The following is a 24,350-nucleotide window of genomic DNA, read 5'->3' on the forward strand; positions in this document are numbered from 1 at the left end:
TTTTACCAAAGTTACGTGCGATTCTGTCCAAGTTGTGCGCGATTTTACCAGAGTTACGCGCGATTTCGTCCAAGTTGCGTGCGATTTACCAAACAACTGGTAAATAATCCCCTCCCGAGTTACGCAAAATTTACCAATTAACCGGAAAAGACATCAACACAAATAAAAACCGTACAAATAAGGTCGTCACTCCTTATTTGTACGGTTCTACTTTTATCTATTATGTCTGTCTAGTGGTGTGTCGATGAAGATGAAGTCGTATACGTTATACCACGTTTCCGCTTCGAGAACGTCACGGGGGTTACCGTCCCCTACGATTCCGAAACCGACCATTGTACCAGCAATCAAACTTCCGGCAAATAAGGCTATAACAAAAATCAGCCTTATCCAGATAGGAATTAATCTTATTCGTCGGCGCTTTAAAAATTTCGCATCACGCTTTTCCTGTTTTGCTAGTTTCTTCTGCTTCCGACGTGCTTTCCGTGTATTCACGCCTTCTTCATCCTCATCTTCCACACTCTGTCCTAACTCCGAATCTTGATCCTCAATTATAGGCGCAGCTTTCTCTTCAAGCATGCGCTTACGGCGTGAGGACCTTGTTACCCCTTTTTCTATTTCATCTTTTTCTTTATCTTTGTCTATATTATTTTTCATTGAACTCGTCGATTCCACTTCCAATTCCTCTAGCTCATTGGAATGATCCCGCTCCTGCTTGCTATCACTAGGATCACGCTTTTCACCAATAGAATCACTTGCAGATTCATCGCCACGAGGTGCAGCATCAGCATCAGAGAATGCTTGATTATGATCATCCGAAACAGATTGCGGCTCACCCGACCCTTGTTTTCCCTGAGGCTCTTCAAGCACTGTTGTCTTCTTTTCAGTTTTTGATCTATAACTCACATATTCTCTATTCATGACCTACTCCTCGGCATTTACGTCCTACGATGTATTTTAGCCTTAACGTATCGTATTGACAAGTCCCATCATCTCATCAGCGATCGAAATTGCCCGCGAGTTAAACTGATAATTACGCTGCGTCAGCATCATCTCCGTCATCTCACGACCCATATCCACATTCGACTGCTCCAGCATCCCTTGACTGAACACCTGCGCGCCAGCCGCCTCATTCAACACATCACCAAACGCCAAACCAAGCTCTTCAAGATTTGGGAAAACATACATGTTGTCACCTAACGATGTGAGTAATTGGGGCTTAGTTACCTGTACGAGCTGTAGTTCTCCGACAGCAACACTCTCTCCATTGTCTAGTGTAACCAATATTGCACCCTCATCAGTGATTCGCAATGACTCATAATGTCCTGGTACTGCAATTGGATTTCCGTCAGAGCCTAGCACGTAGTCTCCGTTTTGGTTAACAATAAAATTCTCGCCATCTACATCCGGATTTGGGCTAAAGTAAAATGCGCCATCGCGTGTAAAGCGGCGTGTGCCATCCTCAGCAGGTGCTAGTTCGAATAAGTAGCCCTTTTCCGTTAAGGCAATGTCTAGTTCGCGCTCTGTCGTTCTAAGTGCGCCTTGCTCCATACGGACAGCTGTTTGTCCAACAGCAGATCCCGATCCGACACGAATACCATTTGGCGTTGTTCTACCAATCTCATGGTGTGCATCTCTTTGGTTGTTCACTTGTTGGAACAAAAGGTCACTAAAAGAAACGTCGCGGCGCTTATAGCCTGTTGTGTTTAAATTAGCTAAATTGTTTCCGACAGTGTCTAGTTTTCTCTGCATCTGTCCCATAGTGACAGCGGAAGTAATCATCGATTGGTTCACGTTCTTCACCCGAATTCATTGGATTTTTTTATATTACATATTATTTGTCTTCATTATTTTTATCGTAAGCGCCCGATGTCATTGACCGCTCTTTCTAAGCTTCGGTCATATGCTTGCAGCACACGTTGGTTTGCTTCAAACGTTCTCAGTGCGCTCATCATCTCTGTCATTGTTTGTGCAGCATCAACGTTAGCCCGCTCAAGAAAGCCTTGTTGGAGCTGGAACGTTGCTTCAGCGTTATCAATGGCAGATTCAATGGCGTTGTCACCGTCATAACGTAAAAGGCCAGCACCTTCTTTCACAAGCTGATCTGGGTCAGCGATAAGTGCTATATCGAGCTGGGCAATAAATTGCTCGTTTGCATCTATTATTTCGCCGTTGCTTCTAACGATAAAGTCTTCGTTTCCGACATTAATTCTATCTCCGTCAGCATCAAGCACGTAGTTTCCTTGGGACGTTGTTAAAAAGCCCGCTCCATCGACGGTAAAGTTACCGTTACGTGAATAGCGAAGATCACCTTCACTGTTTTCAATGACAAACATGAGTGCTGCTTGCTGTCCTGTTTCCTCATTCGTTGGAACGACGCCTTGAAGTAGGGCTATGTCCGTTGAATTAAACGTTTCCTGCAGGTCACCTTGTCTGAAGTTCGGTGTACGTTCTTGCATATATACACCCGTCGAAAGCTCACCAATAACGTTTGTCCCAAATTTTTGCATATGGTTCGTTCCCATCGCTTGTATTAATTGATTAGGAAACGATCGTATCGACGCTTGGTCGGCTTTGTATCCAGGTGTTTCGATATTTGCTAAGTTGTTTGTTAACATTTCTTGGCGTCGCTGTTGTGTTATCATTCCAGCGCCTGCACTGTATAATCCACGGAGCATGGCTCCTCACCTCTTTATGTGTAATCAATCTTTATAGTTGCTTTTCTATCTATTATATCGGTATTATGTATAATTACTAAATGCTTTTTTGTATGTTACCAACATTTACTTGATTTTTTATTGGATAGCTTGTCCAACATAATAAGAGCTATTTTATTTTATTTCTAGTCACTCTATCTAAGTTTTCTAGTAATAGGCCTGTTCCGATCGCGACGCAATCCATTGGGCTTTCTGCAGCTAAGACTGGTACTTTTAATTCTTCTGACAACAGCTGTTCAATCCCATGCAAATAGGCGCCTCCACCTGTTAAAATAATACCACGGTCAATGATATCAGCAGATAGCTCCGGCGGTGTTTTTTCTAAAACATTTTTTGAGGCTTGGATGATGTGGTAAATCGCTTCTTCTAGCGCTTCACGCACTTCTTCTGATTTTACTGTGATCGTTCTCGGTAAACCGCTCACCATGTCCCGTCCTCGTATATCCATTTCTTCGTTTCGACCACCAGGGAAGACTGTTCCAACGTTCATTTTGATTTCTTCTGCCGTACGTTCTCCAATTAGAAGCTTGTACTTTTTCTTAATATAGGAGAGGATGTCATGATCAAAACGATCACCAGCAACTTTGATCGAAGAGGCGGTGACGATGTCTCCCATAGAAAGAACTGCAACATCCGTTGTTCCACCGCCGATGTCTACGACCATGTTACCACTTGGCTGATAAATATCCATACCTGCTCCTACAGCAGCTACTTTCGGTTCTTCTTCTAGGTAGATGTTTTTTCCACCGCTTTTCTCAGCTGCTTCGCGAATCGCTTTTTGCTCAACAGAAGTGATATTTGTTGGACAACAAATTAAAATTCTTGGCTTTGCAAATAAGCCTTTCACACGTATTTTGTTTAAAAAGTGTTTTAACATTGCTTCAGTTGTGTCAAAATCTGCAATTACGCCATCTCTTAATGGGCGTATTGCAACAATATTTCCCGGTGTTCGCCCAACCATGCGGAATGCTTCTTCCCCAACAGCAAGTACGCGGTTAGAGGATGTATCAATCGCTACAACTGATGGCTCGTTTAAGACAATTCCTTTTCCTCTCACATGAATAAGTACGTTTGCGGTTCCTAAATCAATTCCAATATCCCTTACGAACATTTTTTTTCCTCCCTGACACGTGATGGCAATTGACCGTATTATTTTCTTTATTTTGATCCGCTTCTACAATAGTTGTATTTCCATTGTACCATTTTATCATATTTTGACATATGAAAGTGGGAGGAATTGTATTTTTTTAAACTTTTGTTTCTAGTGGCCCCTCCTTTTTCGGTTCTGGCTTTCGATATTTCACCTTTGTTGCTTCTCCACCTCTTAAATGCCTAATGGATTTGTGATAATCGAGTATTTCCTTTACTTCGTTCGCAAGCTCTGGATTGATTTCAGGAAGTCTTTCTGTTAGGTCCTTATGCACAGTACTTTTGGATACGCCAAATTCCTTTGCAATGGTTCGAACTGTTTTCCTCGTCTCTACGATGTACCTTCCAATCTTGATCGTTCTCTCCTTGATGTAATCGTGCACACCTCTCGCCTCCCTAGAGTGTTTCTGGAGTTCAAAAAGACGAAGAAAAGACAGCACCCATGCTTGATTTCTCTTGGTGTCTCAGCTGCGTTTCCTGGGCTTGCAGGTCCACTGCCAACCTCCTCATACTTCTTGAACAACCTATCATTTTGGTAAGGTTTGTTAAATTTTATTAAGGGGGACAGTGAGATATGCATAAAACAAGGAAACAGCTTTTTTTTCATGCTGTTTCTGCTCATTCAATTGTCTGAATATTCCTTGACGTTAACACAATTTGGCCATGATTAAGTCACTTATTTTTTTAGAAAAAAACTTTTTTATTTTTCTTGAATCTGGTCATTTAACGTACTCAATACTCGTTTAATGCAGAGATGATTATCTCTGTTTTTTCCATATAAATGGATAATCATATGTAACTCGGTATGAATCATGTGAAACGTGGGAGAAATCGTGCGTAACTTTGATAAAATCATGTCTAACTCCGTGCCAATCTTGCGAAAACTCGCAACAAATCCACCGCCAAATAATTTATAAAACACAAAAACCCCGAGAGCTTATTGCCTCTCGGGATTTTTGTGTTTGACTTGATTCTCACAGGTGGAATGTGCAATTTCCTAGTTAACGAATGTTCTTCAAATTTACTACAACACTTCAGTTTAAAACTTTTCCAAGTGAACAAACTATTTGTTTTTGCTGCGATTTCTTGCCTCATATAACTTAAGTAACAGTTCGCTCATCAACAGAGTAGTTGTTTTACTTGAAAATAATACTCCCTGTTGATGCTCTCACATCTTTCCAACTACGTTTAAAATGGAACAATGTTAGTGCCGTTATCGTCTTCAACAAATAGTCTTTCAAATTATGATTCTGCTTGGAAATCTGTTTCTGGAAGCTCTTCTGCTCCAGATTGTTCAGCAATATCGTCTTCATTAAATTGTGGTAAAGCCGATAAGCCTTGTTCCATAAAGTCTAATGGATTTACAGGAATACCTTGTTTACGTAGTTCAAAGTGAACGTGTACGCCAGCATCTGCATTGTATAGGTTACGTCCAGCTCTACCAATGACGTCACCTTGCTTCACTGTTTGTCCAGCTTCTACTAAAGAACCATCTAGACTTTGATAGATTGTCACGATATCTTCATCGTGCTCAATGTGCACTACTTGTCCGAATAAAGCATCTTCTTCTGCTTTAATTACTGTACCGCTCATCGCAGCAGTGACATCAAAGCTTTCCCCTTCTTCAGAAGAAAGGTCGATACCTCTATTCATATAGTAGTAGTTGTTATAGTGTACGAGAGAGTTTGCTTGATCTTCTACAGAGTCATCAAAATCATAGAATGTACCTATAACACTTACTTCATTTTCATCTAACACTGGCATTTGGAAAACTTCATTTGTACCGGTTACCGGAACTGCTTCTTCATCATCGTACGCAAACGGATCCTCGATGCCTTCAGGGTCGTTTATATTAAACTCTGAGTCACTTGGATCATTTGCTAGATCTTCCGTTCCAGCTAACCAAATAAATGTCGTTAATACTACTGCCGTTAATGTTAGATAGATTGCGGGCATTGCCCAACGTTTTTTCATTAGGCGCTTTAATTTCGCCTGTGTTCGCTCCCATGCGGATGTTTGTTTCTCCTCATGATTACTCATAGTATCACCACCTCAGCAATCATTCTGATCAAATTGTCAGTACTTTATACACTTTTTAGAAAATTTTTCATTGTTTACACTACTTTTTAATAGATCTTGTAGTTTGCTAGAGGTGATGAGGGCTAACATTTGTCTTTAAAATAATAGAAAAAGGCGACTCGAATGGTTGATTACTTACCATTTGAGTCGCCCTATTATCATTTATTTTTCCTAAAAACCGCTTATTTCTATAATTTCATAGGAATCGACGTTTGGTTCAAAAATGAGTGCCTCAAACTTCCACGTTTCTCCAGGTTGTAGATCATTAATGTTATCAAACGTACTACCAATTCGGTTACCATCTTCATCATATAAGCTAATATCAATTTGAACGTAAGAATACGTTTCATCGCCTTCATTCACGATTGTGCCCTCTACATAGGAATAATAGTCGTCACTAACTAGCTTATGATCAACTACCTCTAAATGAGAAGGATCAAAATCGGTATCAAACACGCTTAAGTCATAACCAAAAATATCAACTATTTCATAGTACGCAACGCCATCATCAAACACTAAAGCTTCAAATTCCCAAGTCTGCCCTGGTTCAAGGTTATTGATGTTGTCAAATGTACCACCAATGATATTGCCATTTTCATCAGTTAAACTTACATCGACTTGGACGTAGGAGTATGTGCTATCTGATTCATTAACGATAGTTCCAACGACATACTGATAAAAGCCATCTGCAGCATAACCATGATCTGTTAATGTAAGTCCACCACCAAAGTCAATAGCCTCGCCGTCTGTAACAGCCGCTTCTGTGTCTTCATCATTTAAATAAGTTGCTTCAATAATCTCCGTATCATAGATTTTCCATTCTCCGTTTTCCTTTTTCATTCTATTTAACGCTTCGACTTGATTATCCTGAAACTCAGGACCAGCTAATTTTTCTGTCGTTTGAATGAGCCTTACTTCGGCTTCATCACCAGTTATTTCGATTACTTCAATATCGTCAAGCGTATATTGCAAATCATAAACTTCAAATAACTGAGTGAGTTGCTCACGAGTAAGGTCATATTGAGGTGAATCCGAATGCAGTGTCGACATATACAAGTCGATGTCTTCATTGTTACCCGCATCTAAATTTAATTGAATAACTTCAATAATAAGTTCTTCATCTGAAATTTCCTCTTCTTCTGGCTCCTGCTCCTCAATTTCCTCTGTTTCCTCTTCGGTTTCTTCCGCGTCGACATTTGCTTCCTCTTCTGAACCACATGCGACTATGAAAAATAACAGCAGCATACTAAACAACAATAAAACAGTTTTTTTCATTCGTACAAAACTCCCTATATTTGATTTTTTATCTCGCGCCTACGTTTTCAATGAGAATATGTATGTAGGAGGAGACCTCAATACCCCTAGTGAAAATTGCTTCGTTTCATAATATGCTCGACAACTGATCAGCAATTTTCACACAATTTAATTATATATATCGCGAAACGTTTTGTTACCATTTTTTATGTGAATTGGAAATTCATTACTTTAGTAGGGCGTTGTGTTGTCGAATTTATAAATCTTTGTGCTTATATCATAGGACGCTGCTTTAGGTGTTTTGTTTCGTTAACTGTCGGTGAGAGGGCGGGCAATTTTCATTTGAAACTATTGTATTCGAATAATCGTAAATAGGATTACATTAATTCACTGGAGGTTTTTAACATGTATGAATATAAATTTGTAAAAATTGACCTTAGTAGTTGGAACGGTAAACCGAAAGAAAACTACCATGATGTTATTGTGAACTACGCTAAGGATGGTTGGCGGTTTGTCCAGATCTTTGCTCCAGCTACGACAGGATATGGTCATGCTACTTATTTTGAGCTTATCTTCGAAAGATCTTTACATTGAAGGTGGTACTCGTTTTTTCTATAATCACTTGCGATGTGATAGGGATAATGGCCGTTTATTAAATGAAAATGGGAAAAAGCCCTCCTCCAATGCGGAAAAGGGCTTCATGTTTTTCATTAAAGTTTACCATCCAAAAATATCAACGATTTCATAGGAATCAACGTTGCTATTAAGAATAATTGCTTCAAAATTCCACGTTTCTCCTGAACGGAGATTGTTGACATTATCTAAAGTGCTTCCAACAAGGTTGCCATTGACATCAAATAAATTGACACTCACTTGCACATAATCAAATGTTTCGTTAGATTCATTTAATATTGAACCTACAACATAGGACGACCACTCATCACTTCTACTATCGTGATCAACTAAAGTTAATCCTTCGGACACATCTCCGTAGTTTGCATCATCATAATCAAGACCGTAAATATCAATAATTTCATAGTAGGCTACATTTTCATCAAACACTAATGCTTCGAAGTTCCACGTTTGTCCTGCTGCAAAGTCCGTTATCATGTCAAAAGTGGAGCCCACAACATTCCCATCTTCATCAGTTAAAGTAATATCCACTTGCACGAGAGAATAGCTGTTATTTGATTCATTTACTACCGAACCAATAACATACTCATTAAAGTCATCGTAAATATATTCATGATGTGTAAGTATTAATCCACCACCGAAATCATGTCCGTCAGCGAGAGCTTCATTTACATAAGTGACATCAACAACTTCTGTCTCGGCAATTTTCCACTCACCTTCATACTTTCTCATTGTATAAATGGCAACAGCTCGAGTGTCTGCTTCAAGAGCAAATTCATTTAATTGTACAATTTCTACCTTCGCTTCGTCTTCACCAATTTCTATTACTTCTACTTCTTCAGCTGTATATTTAATATCATTTTCTTGAAAAAATTGTGTTAGCTCCTCTTCTTGTGTGTCGAAGCCTTCTAACTCTGGATGAATTGTCGACAAATACAAATCAACATCCTTTTTATTTGCCGCTTCAATATTTAAGCGAATGACCTCTAAAATACGCTCTTCCTCTGTTAACTCTTCTTCCTGTTCCTCAATTTCTTCTGTCTCTTCTACTTCATCTGGCTCTACAGCAACTGCTTCTTCTTCAGGACTACATGCCGCCAAGAAAAATAAAGCGATGATGCTGACAACTAAGATCATTTTTTTCATGATGTCATTTCCCCTCATATTTAGTTTTATTTTATAAATTTTATCACCTTTCTGGGAATTTGTCTTAATTTGTAATATAATATATTATTTTGTGGAATAAAGTCCTAATTGATTGGGGATGGATGATTTGAGGTGAGGACACTGAAAAAGTGGTGTTCTTTCACTTTTGCAGTGTCCCTAAGCAATGTGCGTAGCCGTCGCAATCGTTAAAAAGCCTGATAGGAGTGGGTTTCTCCTACCAGGCGAGCGACTGCAATACAAATAAAAGGCACTGAAAAAGTTGTTTTATACTTTTTCAGCGGCCTCAAAGAACACCACTTTTCAGTGCCCTTATATGAGATGGCAGTATCTCCACTGATGAGGTTCTCTTTTGAGTTTATGCTATTACATTTTCGTTAAAAGGGGTGGACTCGTGTTTGCGTGGTTTTCTCTGAATAGAACGTGCGGTGCTTTCCTTGTTTTTACTAACTACACAGAAATGTAAAAACGCTGTGGCTTTCCTTTCTTCGTCGATTCCCTCGTCCTAAAGGAATACTAAGCACTCTGGCTTTCCTTTCTTCGTCGATTTCCTCTTTCTAAAGGAATACTAAACGCTCTGGCTTTCCTTTCTACGCCGATTCCCTCGTCCTAAAGGAATACTAAGCACTCTGGCTTTCCTTTCTTCGTCGATTTCCTCTTTCTAAAGGAATACTAAACGCTCTAGCTTTCCTTTCTTCGTCGATTTCCTCTTTCTAAAGGAATACTAAACGCTCTGGCTTTCCTTTCTTCGTCGATTCCCTCGTCCTAAAGGAATACTAAACGCTCTAGCTTTCCTTTCTTCGTCGATTCCCTCGCCATAAAGGAATACTAAGCACTCTGGCTTTCCTTTCTACATCGATTTCCTCTTACTAAAGGAATACTAAACGCTCTGGCTTTCCTTTCTACGCCGATTTCCTCGTCCTAAAGGAATACTAAGCACTCTGGCTTTCCTTTCTACATCGATTCCCTCGACATAAAGGAATACTAAACACTCTGGCTTTCCTTTCTTCGTCGATTCCCTCGACATAAAGGAATACTAAGCACTCTGGCTTTCCTTTCTACGCCGATTCCCTCGACATAAAGGAATACTAAGCACTCTGGCTTTCCTTTCTACATCGATTTCCTCTTACTAAAGGAATACTAAACGCTCTGGCTTTCCTTTCTACGCCGATTTCCTCGTCCTAAAGGAATACTAAGCACTCTGGCTTTCCTTTCTTCGTCGATTCCCTCGCCATAAAGGAATACTAAGCACTCTGGCTTTCCTTTCTACGCCGATTCCCTCGACATAAAGGAATACTAAACACTCTGGCTTTCCTTTCTACATCGATTCCCTCGACATAAAGGAATACTAAGCACTCTTGCTTTCCTTTCTACGCCGATTTCCTCGTCCTAAAGGAATACTAAGCACTCTGGCTTTCCTATCTTCGTCGATTCCCTCGCCATAAAGGAATACTAAACACTCTCGCTTTCCTTTCTACATCGATTTCGTTCTCCAGCTCCTTTATAGAAAGTAGTGAGGTCCCTTTAGCAACTTCGTCTGGCAAAACTACTCCCTCGACCGATGTATGAGAGGCTGTCCCATACGCCAATAAAAACACCCCAAATAGTTTGCTCGACCGACACCAATATAAAAAGCCCACTTGTAGTGGACTTTCAAGTGATTGCGCCGGCACCGCACATTATATAAATGGAAAATGAAAACGTAAAGAACAACATTTTTCAGTCCCCTCGAAAAACCAACCTTTTGAGCAACCCAGCGTCATAAGCATAATTTTAAAATTTTGTTGTAGTTTAAATTCTCCTCATTATATTATGAGTTTTCATTACGATTCTTCTGAGCTGAAATAGACCCTAGTACTTTTCCTGCATCCTCAATTTCCACTGAATGATAGTAATGGTGAATGATATCCTCATAGGAATACCCTTCTTGGGCCATTCCATTTGCTCCATATTGGCTCATCCCTACACCGTGACCATATCCAGTAGTTTTAATTATGATTGTGTCTCCATTACGCTCGATTGTAAAATCACTAGATCGTAAATCGAGATATTCTTCTCTCACTTCTCTACCAGTAAATGTTTTTCCACCAATATTCACTTCAGCTACTCGCCCACCAGAGCTTCGGCTAACTATTTCTGCTGGAGAGCCTTCCCCAATGGATACACCAAGCTTTTCTTCAAATTCAGCTACGGTCATGTGAACTTCGTCTTCGTATCTTGGTGAATGGACATCCCAAGGGCTCTCCACACCTCTTAAATAGGCAATTTCATCAGACCAATACTCTTCAGAGTTTTCTGTGTAGCCGTTACTCGTCGAAAAAAATGTAGCGGTAATTGGTGAACCATTGTGTGTAATGATTTGTCCACTCGTTTCATACACCGCCTGCTTGATTCGCGCAATTTTCCAGTCATAATTTTCCCAGCGCTCGCGTAACTCCTCATCGTTATAATACACTTGGTGTTCGACAGTATCTTTAATATCGGCTCCAGCTGGAACTCTCATATCGTTATCGAGTGCGAGTGACATAAAGTTAATAATGTACGTTCTAGCGGTTAACGCTTGTGCTTTTAGTGCTTCTAATTCAAATTCAGCCGGCATCTCTGCAGCAACAACTCCAACGATATAGTCTTCAAGTGGCACTTCTTCTACAGTACTTGTTGCTGTTCGGTAAACAGCAATTGTCTCCTCCTCTTCAAGCATTTGAATCATTGCTTTTTCTGCTTTTTCGTTCCCTTGATGATTTGAAGAGAATCCTGGCTCTTCTTCAGAAAATCCGAGGACGAGCAATGACGGAATGACGAGAACAACTGCTACAAATATAAGTCCAACTCCCATTATCTTTTTCATAGGACCATCCACCTCATTAATCATTAGTGCATTTCTTTTTTCATCTACATCAAATATCTATGAAATACTATTACTAGTTAGAACAAGTTTTCCGTAAAATATACTAGATTTTTATTTATCTACTAGAAAATCTAGTTGTCCTATTCTTAGTCTGACGCCACATACGGCTTCTCTCTACTAAATATATCCCTCTATTAATTTTTCATATACTTGTAGTGTGTTTACCTTTGCACTAACTTAACTATTGATTGATGGGGGGGTTCTTTTTAATATCTATTGCACCATTTCTATGGGGGACTTAATTCTGATAAATTTGCCTAAAGTATGAAGGATTTTGAATGTGCAGGCTACGCTGAATTTGGTGACAACACTAGAGCTTTCAGGGGTTTTCACGAATAACTATATGAATTTCTACTCATGGTGCTGCACTTTTGAGATGACTTCTACTGAGTTGCATTCGGCTACTTCACTTTTTTAGTTGTTGCCATCTGTAAAAACATTTCAGCAGTACTTTTATGTAGTTTATTTATTTCGTCCATTTCATTTAAAAGCCGATATTATGTGAAGAATTTTTTTACAATGTTATTACAATATACATTATTTTTCATAAGAGAAATGCACTTTACATAGGTATACCGTGTAAAGTGCATTGATCTTGTTATATATTTTGTGTGTCACTCGTGGTGGAGTGACACATGCAGTTCATGATTTTTGATCTAGAGAAGTAATTATAGTGTTTATGCAAAATTTGGATCCATCTTTAATGGTGCTGGTGCTTCGAGATTTTCTAGCTCTTCTTCGTCAATTTCAAAAACACGCTCGATTTCTGCTCCAAGACCTTTTAGTTTTCCTGCAAAGTCTACATAACCACGATCAATATGCTTTAACTCTGTTACACGTGTATAGCCATCAGCAACGAGTCCTGCTAAAATAAGTGCTGCACCAGCTCTTAGATCTGTTGCTCTCACTTCTGCACCTTGTAGCTCACTAGGACCTGTTACAATTGCTGAGCGGCCTTCAATTTTAATGTTACCGTTCATGCGGCGAAACTCTTCGACATGCATAAATCGATTTTCGAATACTGTTTCTGTAATGACACCTGATCCTTCAGCTCTTAGAAGTAATGCCATCATTTGTGATTGCATATCTGTTGGAAATCCTGGATGCGGCATCGTTTTAATATCAACCGCTTTTAAAGTTTCAGGACCTTTCACACGCAATCCATTTGATTCTTCCTTAATGTCAACGCCCATTTCTGTCATCTTAGCGATGAGTGGACGAATGTGCTCTGGAAGAACATTTTCCACGAGAACATTTCCACCAGAAATAGCAGCAGCGATCATAAACGTACCTGCTTCAATTCTGTCAGGTATGATGGTGTGATCTGCTCCAACTAATTCATCTACACCTTCAATACGAATTGTGCCTGTTCCTGCGCCTCTTACCTTTGCTCCCATGGAGTTAAGGTATGTTGCAAGGCAAACAATTTCAGGCTCTTGTGCCGCATTCTCGATGATTGTAGATCCTTTTGCAGTGGATGCAGCCATCATAATGTTTTCTGTAGCCCCTACACTAGGGAAATCTAAATATATTTTTGTTCCCTCAAGTCGGCCGGCAACCTTTGCCTCAATGTAGCCATTACCGATTTCTACTTCAGCTCCCATTGCTTCGAAGCCTTTTAAGTGTTGATCGATTGGTCTTGAGCCAATTGCACAACCACCGGGTAGGGCAATTCGCGCGTGTCCCACACGGGCCAATAAAGGTCCCATCACTAGAAAAGATGCTCTCATTTTTCTAACATACTCAAATGGTGCCTCTGTATTTAATGTTTTTTCGGCATCTACAGTGATATGCCCATTATCATATTCCACTTCTGCATTTAAATTTCTTAAAACTTCGTTAATTGTGTATACATCAGCAAGTGCTGGTACATCATAAATGTTGCTCTTGCCTTTGCTGGCCAAAATGGATGCAGCGATGACCGGCAAAACGGCGTTTTTTGCTCCTTCGACTCGGACAGTGCCGTTCAAGCGCCTGCCACCGCGGACGATGATTTTTTCCAACGTATTCCCCTCCGCGTCCAGATTCTATACTATTAATATTCAGTAGTAATTAGTGGCGTTCCAATTGTTACGGTTGTTTCTTCGCCCATTCCAGTTTGAATGGTGCGTAAAGCTACTTGCAAGTTCATTTCCTTTCCGTTAGTTTCCATTTGTTGATCTAATAATGGAGTATATGCGGATAACGAAACGAACGTTTCTTCTTCTAGCTGTTCAACAACCTCTGCAGAATATGCTTCTACAATGCTTCTTCCCCATTGTTTTATCTCTACTTCATGCTCTGTCACTGTCCCTTGCACATTCATAAACAAATCATTTTTTTCAAATTTGGCTATAGTAGATGAAGGTTCAAACAGTTCAGAGTATGTGGATTGCCAATCAGCTTTTGCCTTAAATGCTGCTTCGTAAATAGTATATGCGTCATATCCATCTTTTGATGAAGATGATGGCATCACATAAATCGAAAGTTTCTCATTATATGACGCTGTTGGGTTTTGAAAAGTTCCAACCCATTTTTGGTAATCTGCTGTTTCTGAAAACGTCCATTCCACCCGTTCATTCGTGGCTTTCCATTGCTCCATGTAGATCATCACTTCATTATATGAAACAAAGTTGTGTTGGTGATTGCGTCCGTAAATATGAACTTGCTCAGGATCAACTTTCACTTCACGCATTGTTTCTTTAATGTATTGCAGTGTGTCCTCTGGGTCTTGATTGCTTTCTGAACGAGTAAGATTTTCTTCAAATAAAAATGTCATGCTAATAAGAAGTAACACTGAAACCAGTACGAAAAATTGTTTTTTATTCCCCATTTGTAATCCTCTCCCTAAAAACCGTTTCAATGAACGATTATCTCTTATTAGCATTGTTGCCGTTTGAGAGGAAGACATACATGGAAGTAATCACTAAAACGTGACAAATAACGCGCTTTTCCGCACATAGAGACACTGCTATTCACTTAAGTCTTTTTATGTGAATAATTGCTATCGAAATTTACGTATAGCGAAACATTTCTTAAGTGGTTTAAGTATCATTTCAGCTTCTGTCTTATTTAAGAACGTTTTTAGTTTTGAGACGTTTCTAAAACAAAAATCTCAAATTCATTGCCCAATTTAAGTAATTCAGCAAGAAGCTACTTACTAAATAGGTCAATGCAATAGCTACGAGAATTACTAAAGTTTTTGCTTTTGGACTATCCGGGTCGGTAAAAAATATGTCCAGTTTAAAGGACGATAATGATTTCCAGACTACGATGAGCACCATTAAGCTAACGGTAATGTTTAATAATGCCTGCTGTCCAATTTCTTCAAGCAAAGTAATTCCCCCATAACGAAAAATTTCTCTATTTCTTTTTAGCGTATTTCTAGAGTTGTAAGTAATTTATGAACATACGCTCACAATGTTAATAATAGCGAATTCTTTTGTAAAATGCTATTCATTTTTTTTCCTTTTCCTTACTAATTTACAGAAATGTTTCACGAAAAGTAATGACGATTAAAAAAATTAGTTTTGTCGTTCGCGAGGGTGAAACCATTGTCCAATATGAGAAGTTTTTTCAAAGGGGAAATATGTTAATTGTTGAAAGCGTTTATATATCATACATATTCTTTGAAAAATATTATGAGTTTATTACAAAAATTGAGTCGAAAGCACTAAAATTTTTCAAGCTTTATTGGACATTATGCTAATTTTTACTACTTTACATATTATTTAAAAACACTAACCAAGATGCATGGATTTTTCTATAAATGATTATGATAATTTGTTGGCGCTGAATTGTGATACTTTATTTAGGTTGGGGGAGCCCTGCCTATCTACAGTTTTGATGCTTGAGAGGAATTCTATCGGCAATTTTTTTGTTTCTGCTACGTAAATATCGTGAACTGCTCTGCTCTATTGGCACTTTGACTAATTTTTCTCTTTCCTTTATGTCGTGTGCTCTATCGGCACTTCACTCTTTTTTTCTCCTCCTTATATGCTCTGACTCTTCCAAAAACCTCACTCAAACCGGTTACCACTCTATATTGTTCAAATAGCTGATGGTGATTATTAACGTTGTTTGGACGAACTCGAAGTAGTTGCATGTAAATAACATGAAACCAACCCCTCACATTCCACAACACACATAAAAACCACTCTCAGCACTGAGAGTGGTTTTAAACACTAACTAAAACATCCAGTTGATGTATGGCATCCAGTTTGTTAATAAACCTGGAAGGAGCCCTAGAATGACTGTGAATGCTAACGTCACTGAGACAACAACTGATAAGCCAAATGGCGTTTGCAGCTGTGATGCATCAGGGTTTGGTTCACGCATAAACATTTGCCTTATGATCACGAAGTAGTAATAGAAGGATACTACACTTGCTACGATCATAATGATTGATAGCCAAATCATATCTGCCGTGATTGCTCCTGTAAATATCCATGCCTTTCCTGCGAAGCCAGCCGTTAATGGAAGGCCGGCTAGTGACACTAAGAATATTGCCATCGAAACAGCCATATAAGGTGCTCTCTTATATAGTCCGTTAAAGGTAGACAAATCTTCTTTTCCTGCATCCTCCGTTACTAGTGTGATGACTGCAAAAGCACCAGCGGTCATTAGTACATATGCTACTGCATAAAACGCAATCATACCGAGTGATACAGTCATGTAGCCTTCGTTTCCTAGCTTAAACAAGATTGCAACTGGCACGAGAAGATAACCTGCTTGTGCAATACCAGAGTAAGCCATTAGTCGTTTCACGTTACGCTGGGTAAGCGCGATGACGTTCCCGACAATCATTGTAATAGCAGCAATGATTGGGAAAACGATGTACCAATGATCTGAGAGCGCATTTGCCATGCCTAAGCCATACGAGATGAATAGGACACGTATGAGGATGGCAAAGCCAGCGATTTTTGAAACGATTGATAAAAATGCTGTAACTGGCGTTGGCGATCCTTCGTATACGTCTGGCGCCCACATGTGAAATGGTACGGACGAAATTTTGAATCCAAAACCACCGAGAATGAATAGAAAGCTCATAATGATGATAAATGGATAGTCTGCATATAAGCTTTGCATCGAAAGCGCAATGTCGATAAGACTTGTTGAGCCGGTTAAACCGTACAAGAACGACATTCCATATAGAATGAAGGCTGACGCAGTACCACCAAGCACAACGTATTTAATAGCGCCTTCTGTAGACTTGCGGTTATATTTTTTAAATGCCGCTAAACAGTAAGTGGAAATACTGAGTAGCTCTAGACCAACAAATAGCGTAATTAAATCAGCGGATGACACCATAATCATTGCACCTAGCGTAGCAAAGAGCATGAGGGAATAATACTCCCCTTGGTAAACGTCTTTGTTACGTTCTAAGTAATGCATGCTAATAGCAATGACCATGATTACTCCGAAGATAATAATTAACTTAAAGATTCTCGCGAATGAGTCTACGACGAAAATTTCCTCAATAGAGCCGCCTGTCGAGTTCGTGAACAAGACGAGCACGAAAGTGACGACGAGCGCTAAAATACTCATTCGGCCTAGAAATGGCTTCTTACCGTGAATGCCTGTCATGAAATCAATCGTAAAAATGATTAAGGCAAGGGCAGCTAATACGATTTCCGGAGTCATTAAAGACCAGTTTGCATCAAAAGCGGACATTGTCTTTAACCCCCTATCTTCGACACAATGTCGATTACTGTAATGTTAATGACGTCACTTAAGATGTTCGGATATACACCAATAAGTAAGCTAAATGCGAGCAAACCGATCATTGGGATGTATTCCAGTGGACGTGCATCTTTTAGTTCTTTATATTTATCGTCTAACTGACCGAACGTCGTACGCTGCATTGCCCATAACAAGTAAGCAGCCGTTAAAATAATACCAATTCCTCCGATGACACCGAACCAAGCTGCAGCTGGTAAAATGCTAGCATCAGCTCCGAAAATACCGATGAATGCGAGCAATTCACTCACAAAGCCTGAAAGACCTGGTAATCCTACAGAAGCCATTGCTGCTGCGAGCATAAATCCTGCTAAAATCGGTATCGACTTTGATAAGCCACCAAGCTCGGAAATAGTACGTGTTTTCGTTCTTTCGTATATTGCACCTACCATAAAGAATAGAAGTGCTGCGATAAAGCCATGTGATACGAGCTGGAAGATTGCCCCTTGCATTCCTGATTCTGTGAATGAAGCAATTCCTAATAGCACGATACCCATATGACTAATACTCGAGAAAGCAACGAGACGCTTTAAATCCGTTTGAACGAGTGCGAGTAATGCTCCATAGATGATGTTCACGACACCGAGCAGTGCAATTAATGTTGCGAAGCGCGCTGCTTGATCTGGGAAAACACCAATCCCGATACGAATTAAACCGTATCCACCCATTTTCAGAAGGACACCAGCTAAAATCATACTAGCAGCTGTTGGTGCTTCGACGTGGGCATTTGGTAGCCACGTATGGAATGGAAAAATAGGAAGCTTTACTGCGAATGCAACGAATAGTGCTAAAAACAATCCTGCTTTTACAGTCGAGGACACTTCTACGTTTGCAAAAATGTCAGCGAGTACGATCATGTTAAATGTTGCATAGCCACTCGCTTGTAGTGCCACGTAGTACATTGCAATGAATGTAATGAACATGATTGCACTACCTAAGCCTGTGTATAGTAAAAACTTAAATGCTGCGTATTCCTTTGCTTTACCACCCCAAATCGCGATAATGAAAAACATTGGGATAAGTGTTAGCTCAAAGAATAGGAAGAATAGGAACATATCTAGTGCAACGAATACTCCTAGCATCCCTGTTAGTAGGACGAGTGTCCAAACGTAAAACTCTTTTACACGATTTTGAATCGTAAATGACGCGAATATCGATAGCGTTGTTACGATCGTCGTTAGTACGAGTAACGGTGCCGATAATCCGTCTACACCTAAGTGATAGTTAATTTGGAGAAAACCTAAGTCAAACCATTGGAAAAAGTGATTCATTTGCATATCTGGGTTTGCACGGTCAAACATTCCCCAAACAACGAGTGATACGACTAACGCGAGTATCGAAGTCCCCGTTGCGATAGAACGAACTAAATTTTTGTTTTCTTTAGGTACTGTTAATATGAGCAATGCCCCGGCTAATGGTAAAAATACAAGCCATGTGAGTATGAATGGGTTCATCCGATATACCCCCCTACTACGAAGGCAATTGCTACTACAATCAATCCTCCGATGAGTGTTACAAGTCCGTATGTTTGTACTTGACCATCATGCGTTTTCGCAAAAGCACGCCCTGTACCGCGTGTTGCGCGACCGACGAAGTTGACGATGCCGTCAACAATGATACGATCCATGTCGTAGAACAGCTTTCCGATAGCTACTGTTGGTCTGACAAACACTGTTTGATATATTTCATCGATATACCATTTGTTAAGAAATAACTTATGAACAGCTGGTAGTTTTTTCGCAAAGAAGTCTTCACTAATGACGCCCTTCCAGTACATTGCAGCGGCAAGACCGATACCTGCAACGGCGACTGCTATCGAAACGGCAGCTAACCAAAGCTCACCATGTGGCTGATATCCGACGTTTAACCCTTGCGTTAAAAACCCTTCTAATTGATGGCCAAAGAACGGCGCATTAACTAAACCAGCAACGACAGCTAACACAGCGAGAACCGATAGTGGAACGGTCATGAACTTAGAATTCTCATGTGGTTCGTGGTCGCCACGAAATTTTCCAGTAAAGGCTTTAAAGAATAGACGGAACATATAGAACGCTGTCATAAAGGCGGTAATGAGTGCAATCGTAAATAGGAACATGTCACCGTTTATGAATGCAGACGCTAATATTTCCTCTTTACTCCAGAAACCAGCGAATGGGAAGATTCCTGCGATCGCAAGTGAACCGAGTAAAAATGTAATGGATGTAACTTTCATGCGGCTCCATAAGCCACCCATTTTTCTTATATCTTGCCTATGATGCACGGCATAAATGACGCTTCCTGCGCCTAGGAATAGAAGTGCTTTGAAGAAGGCGTGTGTCATTAAATGGAACATTCCTGCAACATAGCCTGCAGTTCCGAGTGCGAGCATCATGAATCCGAGCTGGCTAATCGTAGAGTATGCTAGAATTCGTTTTATATCTGTATTCACGAGCGCAATGGTCGCGGCGAAAAACGCGGTGATTGCCCCTGTGTACGCGACAACTGTCATAGCAGTACTTGATGCTAGGAATAATGGGTACATCACACCAACTAAGTACACCCCTGCTGCAACCATTGTTGCGGCGTGGATAAGTGCAGATACTGGTGTTGGACCTTCCATCGCATCTGGTAGCCAGACGTGAAGCGGGAATTGAGCTGATTTACCAACGGCACCTAAGAAGATACAGATGGCAATGACGGTGATCATCGTATCGTTAATGAGTCCTGCTTCAAGGGCTGCGAATATTTCTCCATATTCGAACGAGCCTGTTTGGTTGAAGAGGATGACGAGTCCGATGAGTAAACCAACGTCACCAATACGAGTCGTAAGGAATGCTTTTTTCGCTGCCGCTGCTGCTTCTGGCTTAAAGAACCAAAATCCGACGAGCAGGAACGAACAAAGTCCTACTAACTCCCAGAAAATGAAGAGCTGTAAAATATTCGGTGCAAGCACCAATCCGAGCATGGAGAAGGAAAACAAGCCAAGGTACGCGTAAAACATGTGGATGCGATCGTCTTCATGCATGTATTCCTTTGAAAATATGTGTACGAGTAAACTCACGAGGGTTACGACGATGAGCATCATCGCGTTAAGCGGTGTTACTTCGAATCCCATGGTGATTGTACTCGTTCCAAATGTTAGCCATTCTAAGACAAATGTGTACGTTTCTCCACCAATTCGTTCAACTAGGACAATTATGGACAGGATGAACGACAAGGCCATCGCTGTTATTCCGACGTAGGCAGCTTTTTGTTTGAGCATTTTCCCTACAAATAACAGTATGATGAAGGCGATTAGTGGAAAAACTGGAATTAACCAGGCATTTTGTATCATACCATCACCTTTTCCTCTATTAATCTGTGTTTTTTATACAGACGTTCGTTTTTTCGTTCAAAATCATTCATCGGATTACCAACGTAGTAGGTCATGTTTTATGACATCGATTGATTCTCTATTTTTGTAGAGAGCAATCAGTATCGCAAGCCCTACTGCCACTTCTGCAGCTGCAACGGCAATGATAAACAATGTAAACACTTGCCCTGTTATTCCTGCTGCAGGGCCAATACTTGAAAACGCGACTAAGTTAATGTTTACAGCGTTAAGCATAAGTTCCACACTGGCAAGTACGATGACTAAATGTCGTCTTGTCAACACACCATAAAGTCCTATGCAAAACAAAATGGCCGCTAGTGCTAAAAAGAGATTAATGGAGACCATATCATTCCGCCTCCTTCCGCGCTATAACGATGGCACCGATGAGCGCTGCCGTAAGCAAAAAGCCCATTGCTAAAAAGGCGACAACGTAATGGCCATATAGTTCTAGTCCAATTGCTTCTGCTGTACCTTCATACGGCTCACTTGCTGGGAGATCTAGACCTAAAATGCCGTATAGCATAAAGCCAAGTAATGTCGCGACACCGATAAAGCTAAGCACGCGATGCGCTCTGCGCGGGTGTGCGCTAAAGGTAACATTGCGGTGCTCGGTCATCATCATACCGAAGATAAACAGAATCGTAACCGCACCTGCGTAAACGATGATCTGTATGATCCCGATAAAGTCAGCGCCTAGTAAAAAATACAACCCTGCAATGGCGAAGAAGACGAACGCCATCGATACAACTCGGTGCGAGATGCGTCTAAGCTGGAGAACGAGTACAGAACACGCGATGGCTAATATTGCGAGAATGAGAAAGATGATCATTTGCGTATTCACTTACGTTCACCTCTTTCTCCCATCTCAGGCACAGGGTCTGATTCCTCGTAGTAGCCATACACATGGTTGTTTGTTAACCATTCAATATCTTTAAAATGCTCAGAACGATTAAACGAGCTTAAATTATCGTAACGCGCTGTCATCACGATCGCATCTGTCGGACATACCTCTGTACAGAAGTCACAAAGGATACAGCCTTGGAAATCGATGTTATACGTATCAATAATTTTTTTCTTCGGATTCTCTTCGGATTTTTTCCCTGTAAGTGTAATTACGTCTGTCGGGCATGCTGTTACGCATAAATTACATACGATACATTTATCTGGAAAAAATCGATGGATTCCTCGGAAACGTTCCGGCATAACTACTTGTTCATCAGGATATTGGATGGTGATCTTTTTCTTCCTAAAGTAGTTAAAGGTTACGCCGAAGCCTTTTAATAATCGAAACATTTTACCACCCCATCCCCACTTTTAATATTGCAGTAATTACGATGTTCAGTAATGCTAACGGAATGAGAACCTTCCAGCAAAATTGCATCAGTTTATCCACTCTCGCTCTCGGTAACGTAGCACGAAGCCAGAACCATACGAACATGAATAAACACATTTTCAGTAGGAACCAAACAACACCTGGTAAAAACGCTGGCCCTAACCATCCGCCTAGGAATAATGTCGTAGCAAATGCAGCGATGGCAATTGCATACGTATATTCTGCAAGCATAAAGAACGCGAATCTAAATCCAGAGTATTCCGTATGATAACCTGATACGAGCTCCGACTCTGCTTCAGGTAAGTCAAATGGTGAGCGATTTAGTTCGGCTATAGCAGAAATCATGTAAATAACAAAGCCTAGGAATTGTGGAATGATAAACCACATCCCAATTTCAGCTTGGAAAAATACGATGTCTCGTAAGTTTAACGAGCCTGCTAATATGACGATCCCAAGAATTGATAGTACGAGTGGTAGCTCATAGCTGATCATCTGGGATACACCACGTATCGCCCCTAGTAAGGAATACTTGTTATTGGAGCTCCATCCTCCCATAAGTACTCCTAGCATTGTCATCGAGGATACACCTAGAAAGTAAAGAACACCGATATTCAAATCTGCAGCATACAGATTTTCACTCCAAGAAATGACGGCGAACACCATAAACGCTGGTGCAAAGGCAATGACTGGTGCCATGATAAAAATTGTTCTGTCTGCGCCTCTAGGAATGATATCCTCTTTCATCAGAAGCTTTGTTACGTCTGCGATTGTTTGCATCATACCCCAAAGTCCGTGTCGGTTTGGACCGTTACGCACTTGCATATATCCGATTACTTTTCGCTCAAAAAGGATCGTATAGGTAACAGCCCCGAGTAAGGCCCCTAATACAGCTACGGCATATATGACCATATATAGGAGATCCATTACGCATCAACCTCCCCGAGTACGATATCTAAGCTTCCGAATATAGCTACGAGGTCTTGTATGTTTTGTCCGATCAGTAATTCTTGTAAAATAGATACGTTTACGAAAGATGGTCGGCGCAGTTTGATACGATAAGGCTTGTTTTTTCCATTACTAATCGCATAAACACCGATTTCTCCCTTAGATGCTTCCGCACGTGTGTACGCTTCACCAGCAGGTGGTTTGATCATCATAATACGCTTTCCTTTTTTCGTAATGATGTCTCCGCCTTCAGGTATTTGCTCACATGCTTGCTCAATGATTTTCAGAGATTCATATAGCTCTGCAATTCTCACTTTATAACGGGCAAACACATCGCCTTCTTCTCTTACTGGAATATCGAAGTCGAACCGGTCATAAATCGAATAAGGCTCTTCTTTTCTAATGTCAATGTTCACGCCACTTGCTCTCGCTAGTGGTCCTGAAAGACCCCAATTAATGACTTGTTCTTTCGTTAGCTTCCCAACCCCCATCGTACGAGATTGGAAAATTTCATTTCCTGTAACGAGCGTGTCATACTCGGCGATGTTTTCACGAAGCACGTTTACTTTTTCTTTTACTCTATCAATCCATCCGTCTGGTGCATCCCATTTCACTCCACCGATACGCATGTAGTTAAAGGTCATTCTTGCTCCACTGATTTCATTCAGTAAATCTAAGCAATGATCACGATCACGGAATGCGTAAAGGAATGGGCTTAGGGCACCAATATCTAGTAAATATGTACCCCACCAAACTAAGTGACTTGCGATTCGGTTGAGTTCCATCGTGATGACGCGTAAATATTCAGCACGCTCTGGAATCTCCCAACCTAGTAGTTTCTCAACTGCTGCGCAATATACGTAGTTGTTCGTCATCGCATTCATATAATCGAGACGATCTGTGTAAGGAATAAACTGTGTATACATGAAGCGTTCTGCTAGTTTTTCGGATCCACGGTGTAAGTAGCCCATCACTGGTTCTACCTTTCTAATCGTTTCCCCATCGACTTCCACTACGATTCGAAATACTCCGTGTGTACTAGGGTGTTGTGGACCCATGTTTAATGTCATCGTTTCTGTTTTTATCGACATCCGTTCGGCA

Annotated in this window: 21 protein-coding genes; 1 reads left to right on the plus strand and 20 read right to left on the minus strand. The window is 40.5% G+C overall.

From position 1 onward, the window contains the following. Nucleotides 1-213: 213 nt before the first annotated feature. From BCELL_RS22385 to BCELL_RS21855, 7 genes are all read right to left on the minus strand, one after another. Nucleotides 214-918 carry a DNA-directed RNA polymerase subunit beta gene (locus tag BCELL_RS22385; RefSeq protein WP_013490598.1) on the minus strand — a complete coding sequence of 235 codons (705 nt, stop codon included), beginning with the start codon at nucleotides 916-918 and terminating at the stop codon, nucleotides 214-216. A 42-nt stretch (nucleotides 919-960) separates the two neighbouring features. Beyond that, nucleotides 961-1,791: a flagellar hook-basal body protein gene (locus tag BCELL_RS19940; protein WP_041808447.1), complete on the minus strand. Its 831-nt coding sequence runs from the start codon at nucleotides 1,789-1,791 to the stop codon at nucleotides 961-963. 59 nt (nucleotides 1,792-1,850) lie between these two features. Continuing rightward, nucleotides 1,851-2,675 (minus strand): flagellar hook-basal body protein, encoded by an 825-nt coding sequence (locus BCELL_RS19945; RefSeq protein WP_013490600.1) that lies wholly within the window; start codon nucleotides 2,673-2,675, stop codon nucleotides 1,851-1,853. 148 nt (nucleotides 2,676-2,823) lie between these two features. Beyond that, complete coding sequence (gene mreB / locus BCELL_RS19950) at nucleotides 2,824-3,825, minus strand: rod shape-determining protein (RefSeq protein ID WP_013490601.1); 1,002 nt, start codon at nucleotides 3,823-3,825, stop codon at nucleotides 2,824-2,826. Nucleotides 3,826-3,961: 136 nt separating this feature from the next. Next, nucleotides 3,962-4,246 carry a sporulation transcriptional regulator SpoIIID gene (gene spoIIID / locus BCELL_RS19955; RefSeq protein ID WP_013490602.1) on the minus strand — a complete coding sequence of 95 codons (285 nt, stop codon included), beginning with the start codon at nucleotides 4,244-4,246 and terminating at the stop codon, nucleotides 3,962-3,964. Nucleotides 4,247-5,105: 859 nt separating this feature from the next. Continuing rightward, on the minus strand, nucleotides 5,106-5,903 hold the full coding sequence (gene spoIIQ / locus BCELL_RS19960; RefSeq protein ID WP_013490603.1) for a stage II sporulation protein SpoIIQ: 798 nt from the start codon (nucleotides 5,901-5,903) through the stop codon (nucleotides 5,106-5,108). Between the two features lie 210 nt (nucleotides 5,904-6,113). After that, on the minus strand, nucleotides 6,114-7,217 hold the full coding sequence (locus tag BCELL_RS21855; protein ID WP_013490604.1) for an FxLYD domain-containing protein: 1,104 nt from the start codon (nucleotides 7,215-7,217) through the stop codon (nucleotides 6,114-6,116). A 384-nt stretch (nucleotides 7,218-7,601) separates the two neighbouring features. On the opposite strand from BCELL_RS21855, the gene BCELL_RS19975 reads away from it, so the two are divergent. Further along, on the plus strand, nucleotides 7,602-7,790 hold the full coding sequence (locus BCELL_RS19975; RefSeq protein WP_013490605.1) for a DUF4177 domain-containing protein: 189 nt from the start codon (nucleotides 7,602-7,604) through the stop codon (nucleotides 7,788-7,790). Between the two features lie 123 nt (nucleotides 7,791-7,913). Here the strand turns inward: BCELL_RS19975 and BCELL_RS19980 are convergent, their stop codons facing one another. From BCELL_RS19980 to BCELL_RS20040, 13 genes are all read right to left on the minus strand, one after another. Then, nucleotides 7,914-8,975, minus strand: a complete 1,062-nt coding sequence (locus BCELL_RS19980; protein WP_013490606.1) for an FxLYD domain-containing protein — start codon at nucleotides 8,973-8,975, stop codon at nucleotides 7,914-7,916. Between the two features lie 1,828 nt (nucleotides 8,976-10,803). Further along, nucleotides 10,804-11,841: a stage II sporulation protein D gene (gene spoIID, locus BCELL_RS19985; protein WP_013490607.1), complete on the minus strand. Its 1,038-nt coding sequence runs from the start codon at nucleotides 11,839-11,841 to the stop codon at nucleotides 10,804-10,806. A gap of 737 nt (nucleotides 11,842-12,578) precedes the next feature. Continuing rightward, nucleotides 12,579-13,904, minus strand: coding sequence for a UDP-N-acetylglucosamine 1-carboxyvinyltransferase (gene murA / locus BCELL_RS19990; protein WP_013490608.1), 1,326 nt, complete (start codon nucleotides 13,902-13,904; stop codon nucleotides 12,579-12,581). A gap of 32 nt (nucleotides 13,905-13,936) precedes the next feature. Beyond that, entirely contained in the window at nucleotides 13,937-14,713 is a 777-nt protein-coding gene (locus tag BCELL_RS19995; RefSeq protein WP_013490609.1) for a YwmB family TATA-box binding protein, read from the minus strand. Between the two features lie 268 nt (nucleotides 14,714-14,981). Then, nucleotides 14,982-15,215 carry a DUF1146 domain-containing protein gene (locus tag BCELL_RS20000; RefSeq protein ID WP_013490610.1) on the minus strand — a complete coding sequence of 78 codons (234 nt, stop codon included), beginning with the start codon at nucleotides 15,213-15,215 and terminating at the stop codon, nucleotides 14,982-14,984. 853 nt (nucleotides 15,216-16,068) lie between these two features. Next, on the minus strand, nucleotides 16,069-17,553 hold the full coding sequence (locus BCELL_RS20005; RefSeq protein ID WP_013490611.1) for an NADH-quinone oxidoreductase subunit N: 1,485 nt from the start codon (nucleotides 17,551-17,553) through the stop codon (nucleotides 16,069-16,071). Nucleotides 17,554-17,558: 5 nt separating this feature from the next. Continuing rightward, the gene (locus BCELL_RS20010) at nucleotides 17,559-19,073 is read right to left on the minus strand and encodes a complex I subunit 4 family protein (protein ID WP_013490612.1); all 1,515 of its coding nucleotides are present in this window, start codon (nucleotides 19,071-19,073) and stop codon (nucleotides 17,559-17,561) included. Beyond that, nucleotides 19,070-20,932, minus strand: a complete 1,863-nt coding sequence (gene nuoL / locus BCELL_RS20015; RefSeq protein WP_013490613.1) for an NADH-quinone oxidoreductase subunit L — start codon at nucleotides 20,930-20,932, stop codon at nucleotides 19,070-19,072. The genes BCELL_RS20010 and nuoL overlap by 4 nt, the downstream gene beginning before the upstream one ends. Nucleotides 20,933-21,007: 75 nt before the next feature. Next, nucleotides 21,008-21,316 (minus strand): NADH-quinone oxidoreductase subunit NuoK, encoded by a 309-nt coding sequence (gene nuoK / locus BCELL_RS20020; RefSeq protein ID WP_013490614.1) that lies wholly within the window; start codon nucleotides 21,314-21,316, stop codon nucleotides 21,008-21,010. A 1-nt stretch (nucleotide 21,317) separates the two neighbouring features. Continuing rightward, on the minus strand, nucleotides 21,318-21,812 hold the full coding sequence (locus BCELL_RS20025) for an NADH-quinone oxidoreductase subunit J (protein WP_013490615.1): 495 nt from the start codon (nucleotides 21,810-21,812) through the stop codon (nucleotides 21,318-21,320). Beyond that, a complete protein-coding gene (locus tag BCELL_RS20030) occupies nucleotides 21,809-22,264 on the minus strand; it encodes a NuoI/complex I 23 kDa subunit family protein (protein ID WP_013490616.1) in 456 nt (151 codons plus the stop codon). The genes BCELL_RS20025 and BCELL_RS20030 overlap by 4 nt, the downstream gene beginning before the upstream one ends. A 1-nt stretch (nucleotide 22,265) precedes the next feature. Next, the gene (gene nuoH, locus BCELL_RS20035; RefSeq protein WP_013490617.1) at nucleotides 22,266-23,228 is read right to left on the minus strand and encodes an NADH-quinone oxidoreductase subunit NuoH; all 963 of its coding nucleotides are present in this window, start codon (nucleotides 23,226-23,228) and stop codon (nucleotides 22,266-22,268) included. Next, nucleotides 23,228-24,340, minus strand: coding sequence for an NADH-quinone oxidoreductase subunit D (locus BCELL_RS20040; RefSeq protein ID WP_013490618.1), 1,113 nt, complete (start codon nucleotides 24,338-24,340; stop codon nucleotides 23,228-23,230). The genes nuoH and BCELL_RS20040 overlap by 1 nt, the downstream gene beginning before the upstream one ends. Nucleotides 24,341-24,350: the final 10 nt, after the last annotated feature.

This window comes from Evansella cellulosilytica DSM 2522 (genome assembly GCF_000177235.2).
Lineage (GTDB): Bacteria > Bacillota > Bacilli > Bacillales > Salisediminibacteriaceae > Evansella > Evansella cellulosilytica.

Excerpts from the sequence above, each read along its gene's own strand:
- BCELL_RS22385 (WP_013490598.1), bottom strand. The coding sequence starts at position 918 with ATGAATAGAGAATATGTGAGTTATAGATCAAAAACTGAAAAGAAGACA.
- BCELL_RS19945 (WP_013490600.1), bottom strand. The coding sequence starts at position 2,675 with ATGCTCCGTGGATTATACAGTGCAGGCGCTGGAATGATAACACAACAG.
- mreB (WP_013490601.1), bottom strand. The coding sequence starts at position 3,825 with ATGTTCGTAAGGGATATTGGAATTGATTTAGGAACCGCAAACGTACTT.
- spoIIQ (WP_013490603.1), bottom strand. The coding sequence starts at position 5,903 with ATGAGTAATCATGAGGAGAAACAAACATCCGCATGGGAGCGAACACAG.
- BCELL_RS21855 (WP_013490604.1), bottom strand. The coding sequence starts at position 7,217 with ATGAAAAAAACTGTTTTATTGTTGTTTAGTATGCTGCTGTTATTTTTC.
- BCELL_RS19975 (WP_013490605.1), top strand. The coding sequence starts at position 7,602 with ATGTATGAATATAAATTTGTAAAAATTGACCTTAGTAGTTGGAACGGT.
- BCELL_RS19980 (WP_013490606.1), bottom strand. The coding sequence starts at position 8,975 with ATGAAAAAAATGATCTTAGTTGTCAGCATCATCGCTTTATTTTTCTTG.
- spoIID (WP_013490607.1), bottom strand. The coding sequence starts at position 11,841 with ATGAAAAAGATAATGGGAGTTGGACTTATATTTGTAGCAGTTGTTCTC.
- BCELL_RS19995 (WP_013490609.1), bottom strand. The coding sequence starts at position 14,713 with ATGGGGAATAAAAAACAATTTTTCGTACTGGTTTCAGTGTTACTTCTT.
- BCELL_RS20005 (WP_013490611.1), bottom strand. The coding sequence starts at position 17,553 with ATGTCCGCTTTTGATGCAAACTGGTCTTTAATGACTCCGGAAATCGTA.
- BCELL_RS20010 (WP_013490612.1), bottom strand. The coding sequence starts at position 19,073 with ATGAACCCATTCATACTCACATGGCTTGTATTTTTACCATTAGCCGGG.
- nuoL (WP_013490613.1), bottom strand. The coding sequence starts at position 20,932 with ATGATACAAAATGCCTGGTTAATTCCAGTTTTTCCACTAATCGCCTTC.
- nuoK (WP_013490614.1), bottom strand. The coding sequence starts at position 21,316 with ATGGTCTCCATTAATCTCTTTTTAGCACTAGCGGCCATTTTGTTTTGC.
- BCELL_RS20030 (WP_013490616.1), bottom strand. The coding sequence starts at position 22,264 with ATGTTTCGATTATTAAAAGGCTTCGGCGTAACCTTTAACTACTTTAGG.
- nuoH (WP_013490617.1), bottom strand. The coding sequence starts at position 23,228 with ATGGATCTCCTATATATGGTCATATATGCCGTAGCTGTATTAGGGGCC.
- BCELL_RS20040 (WP_013490618.1), bottom strand. The coding sequence starts at position 24,340 with ATGTCGATAAAAACAGAAACGATGACATTAAACATGGGTCCACAACAC.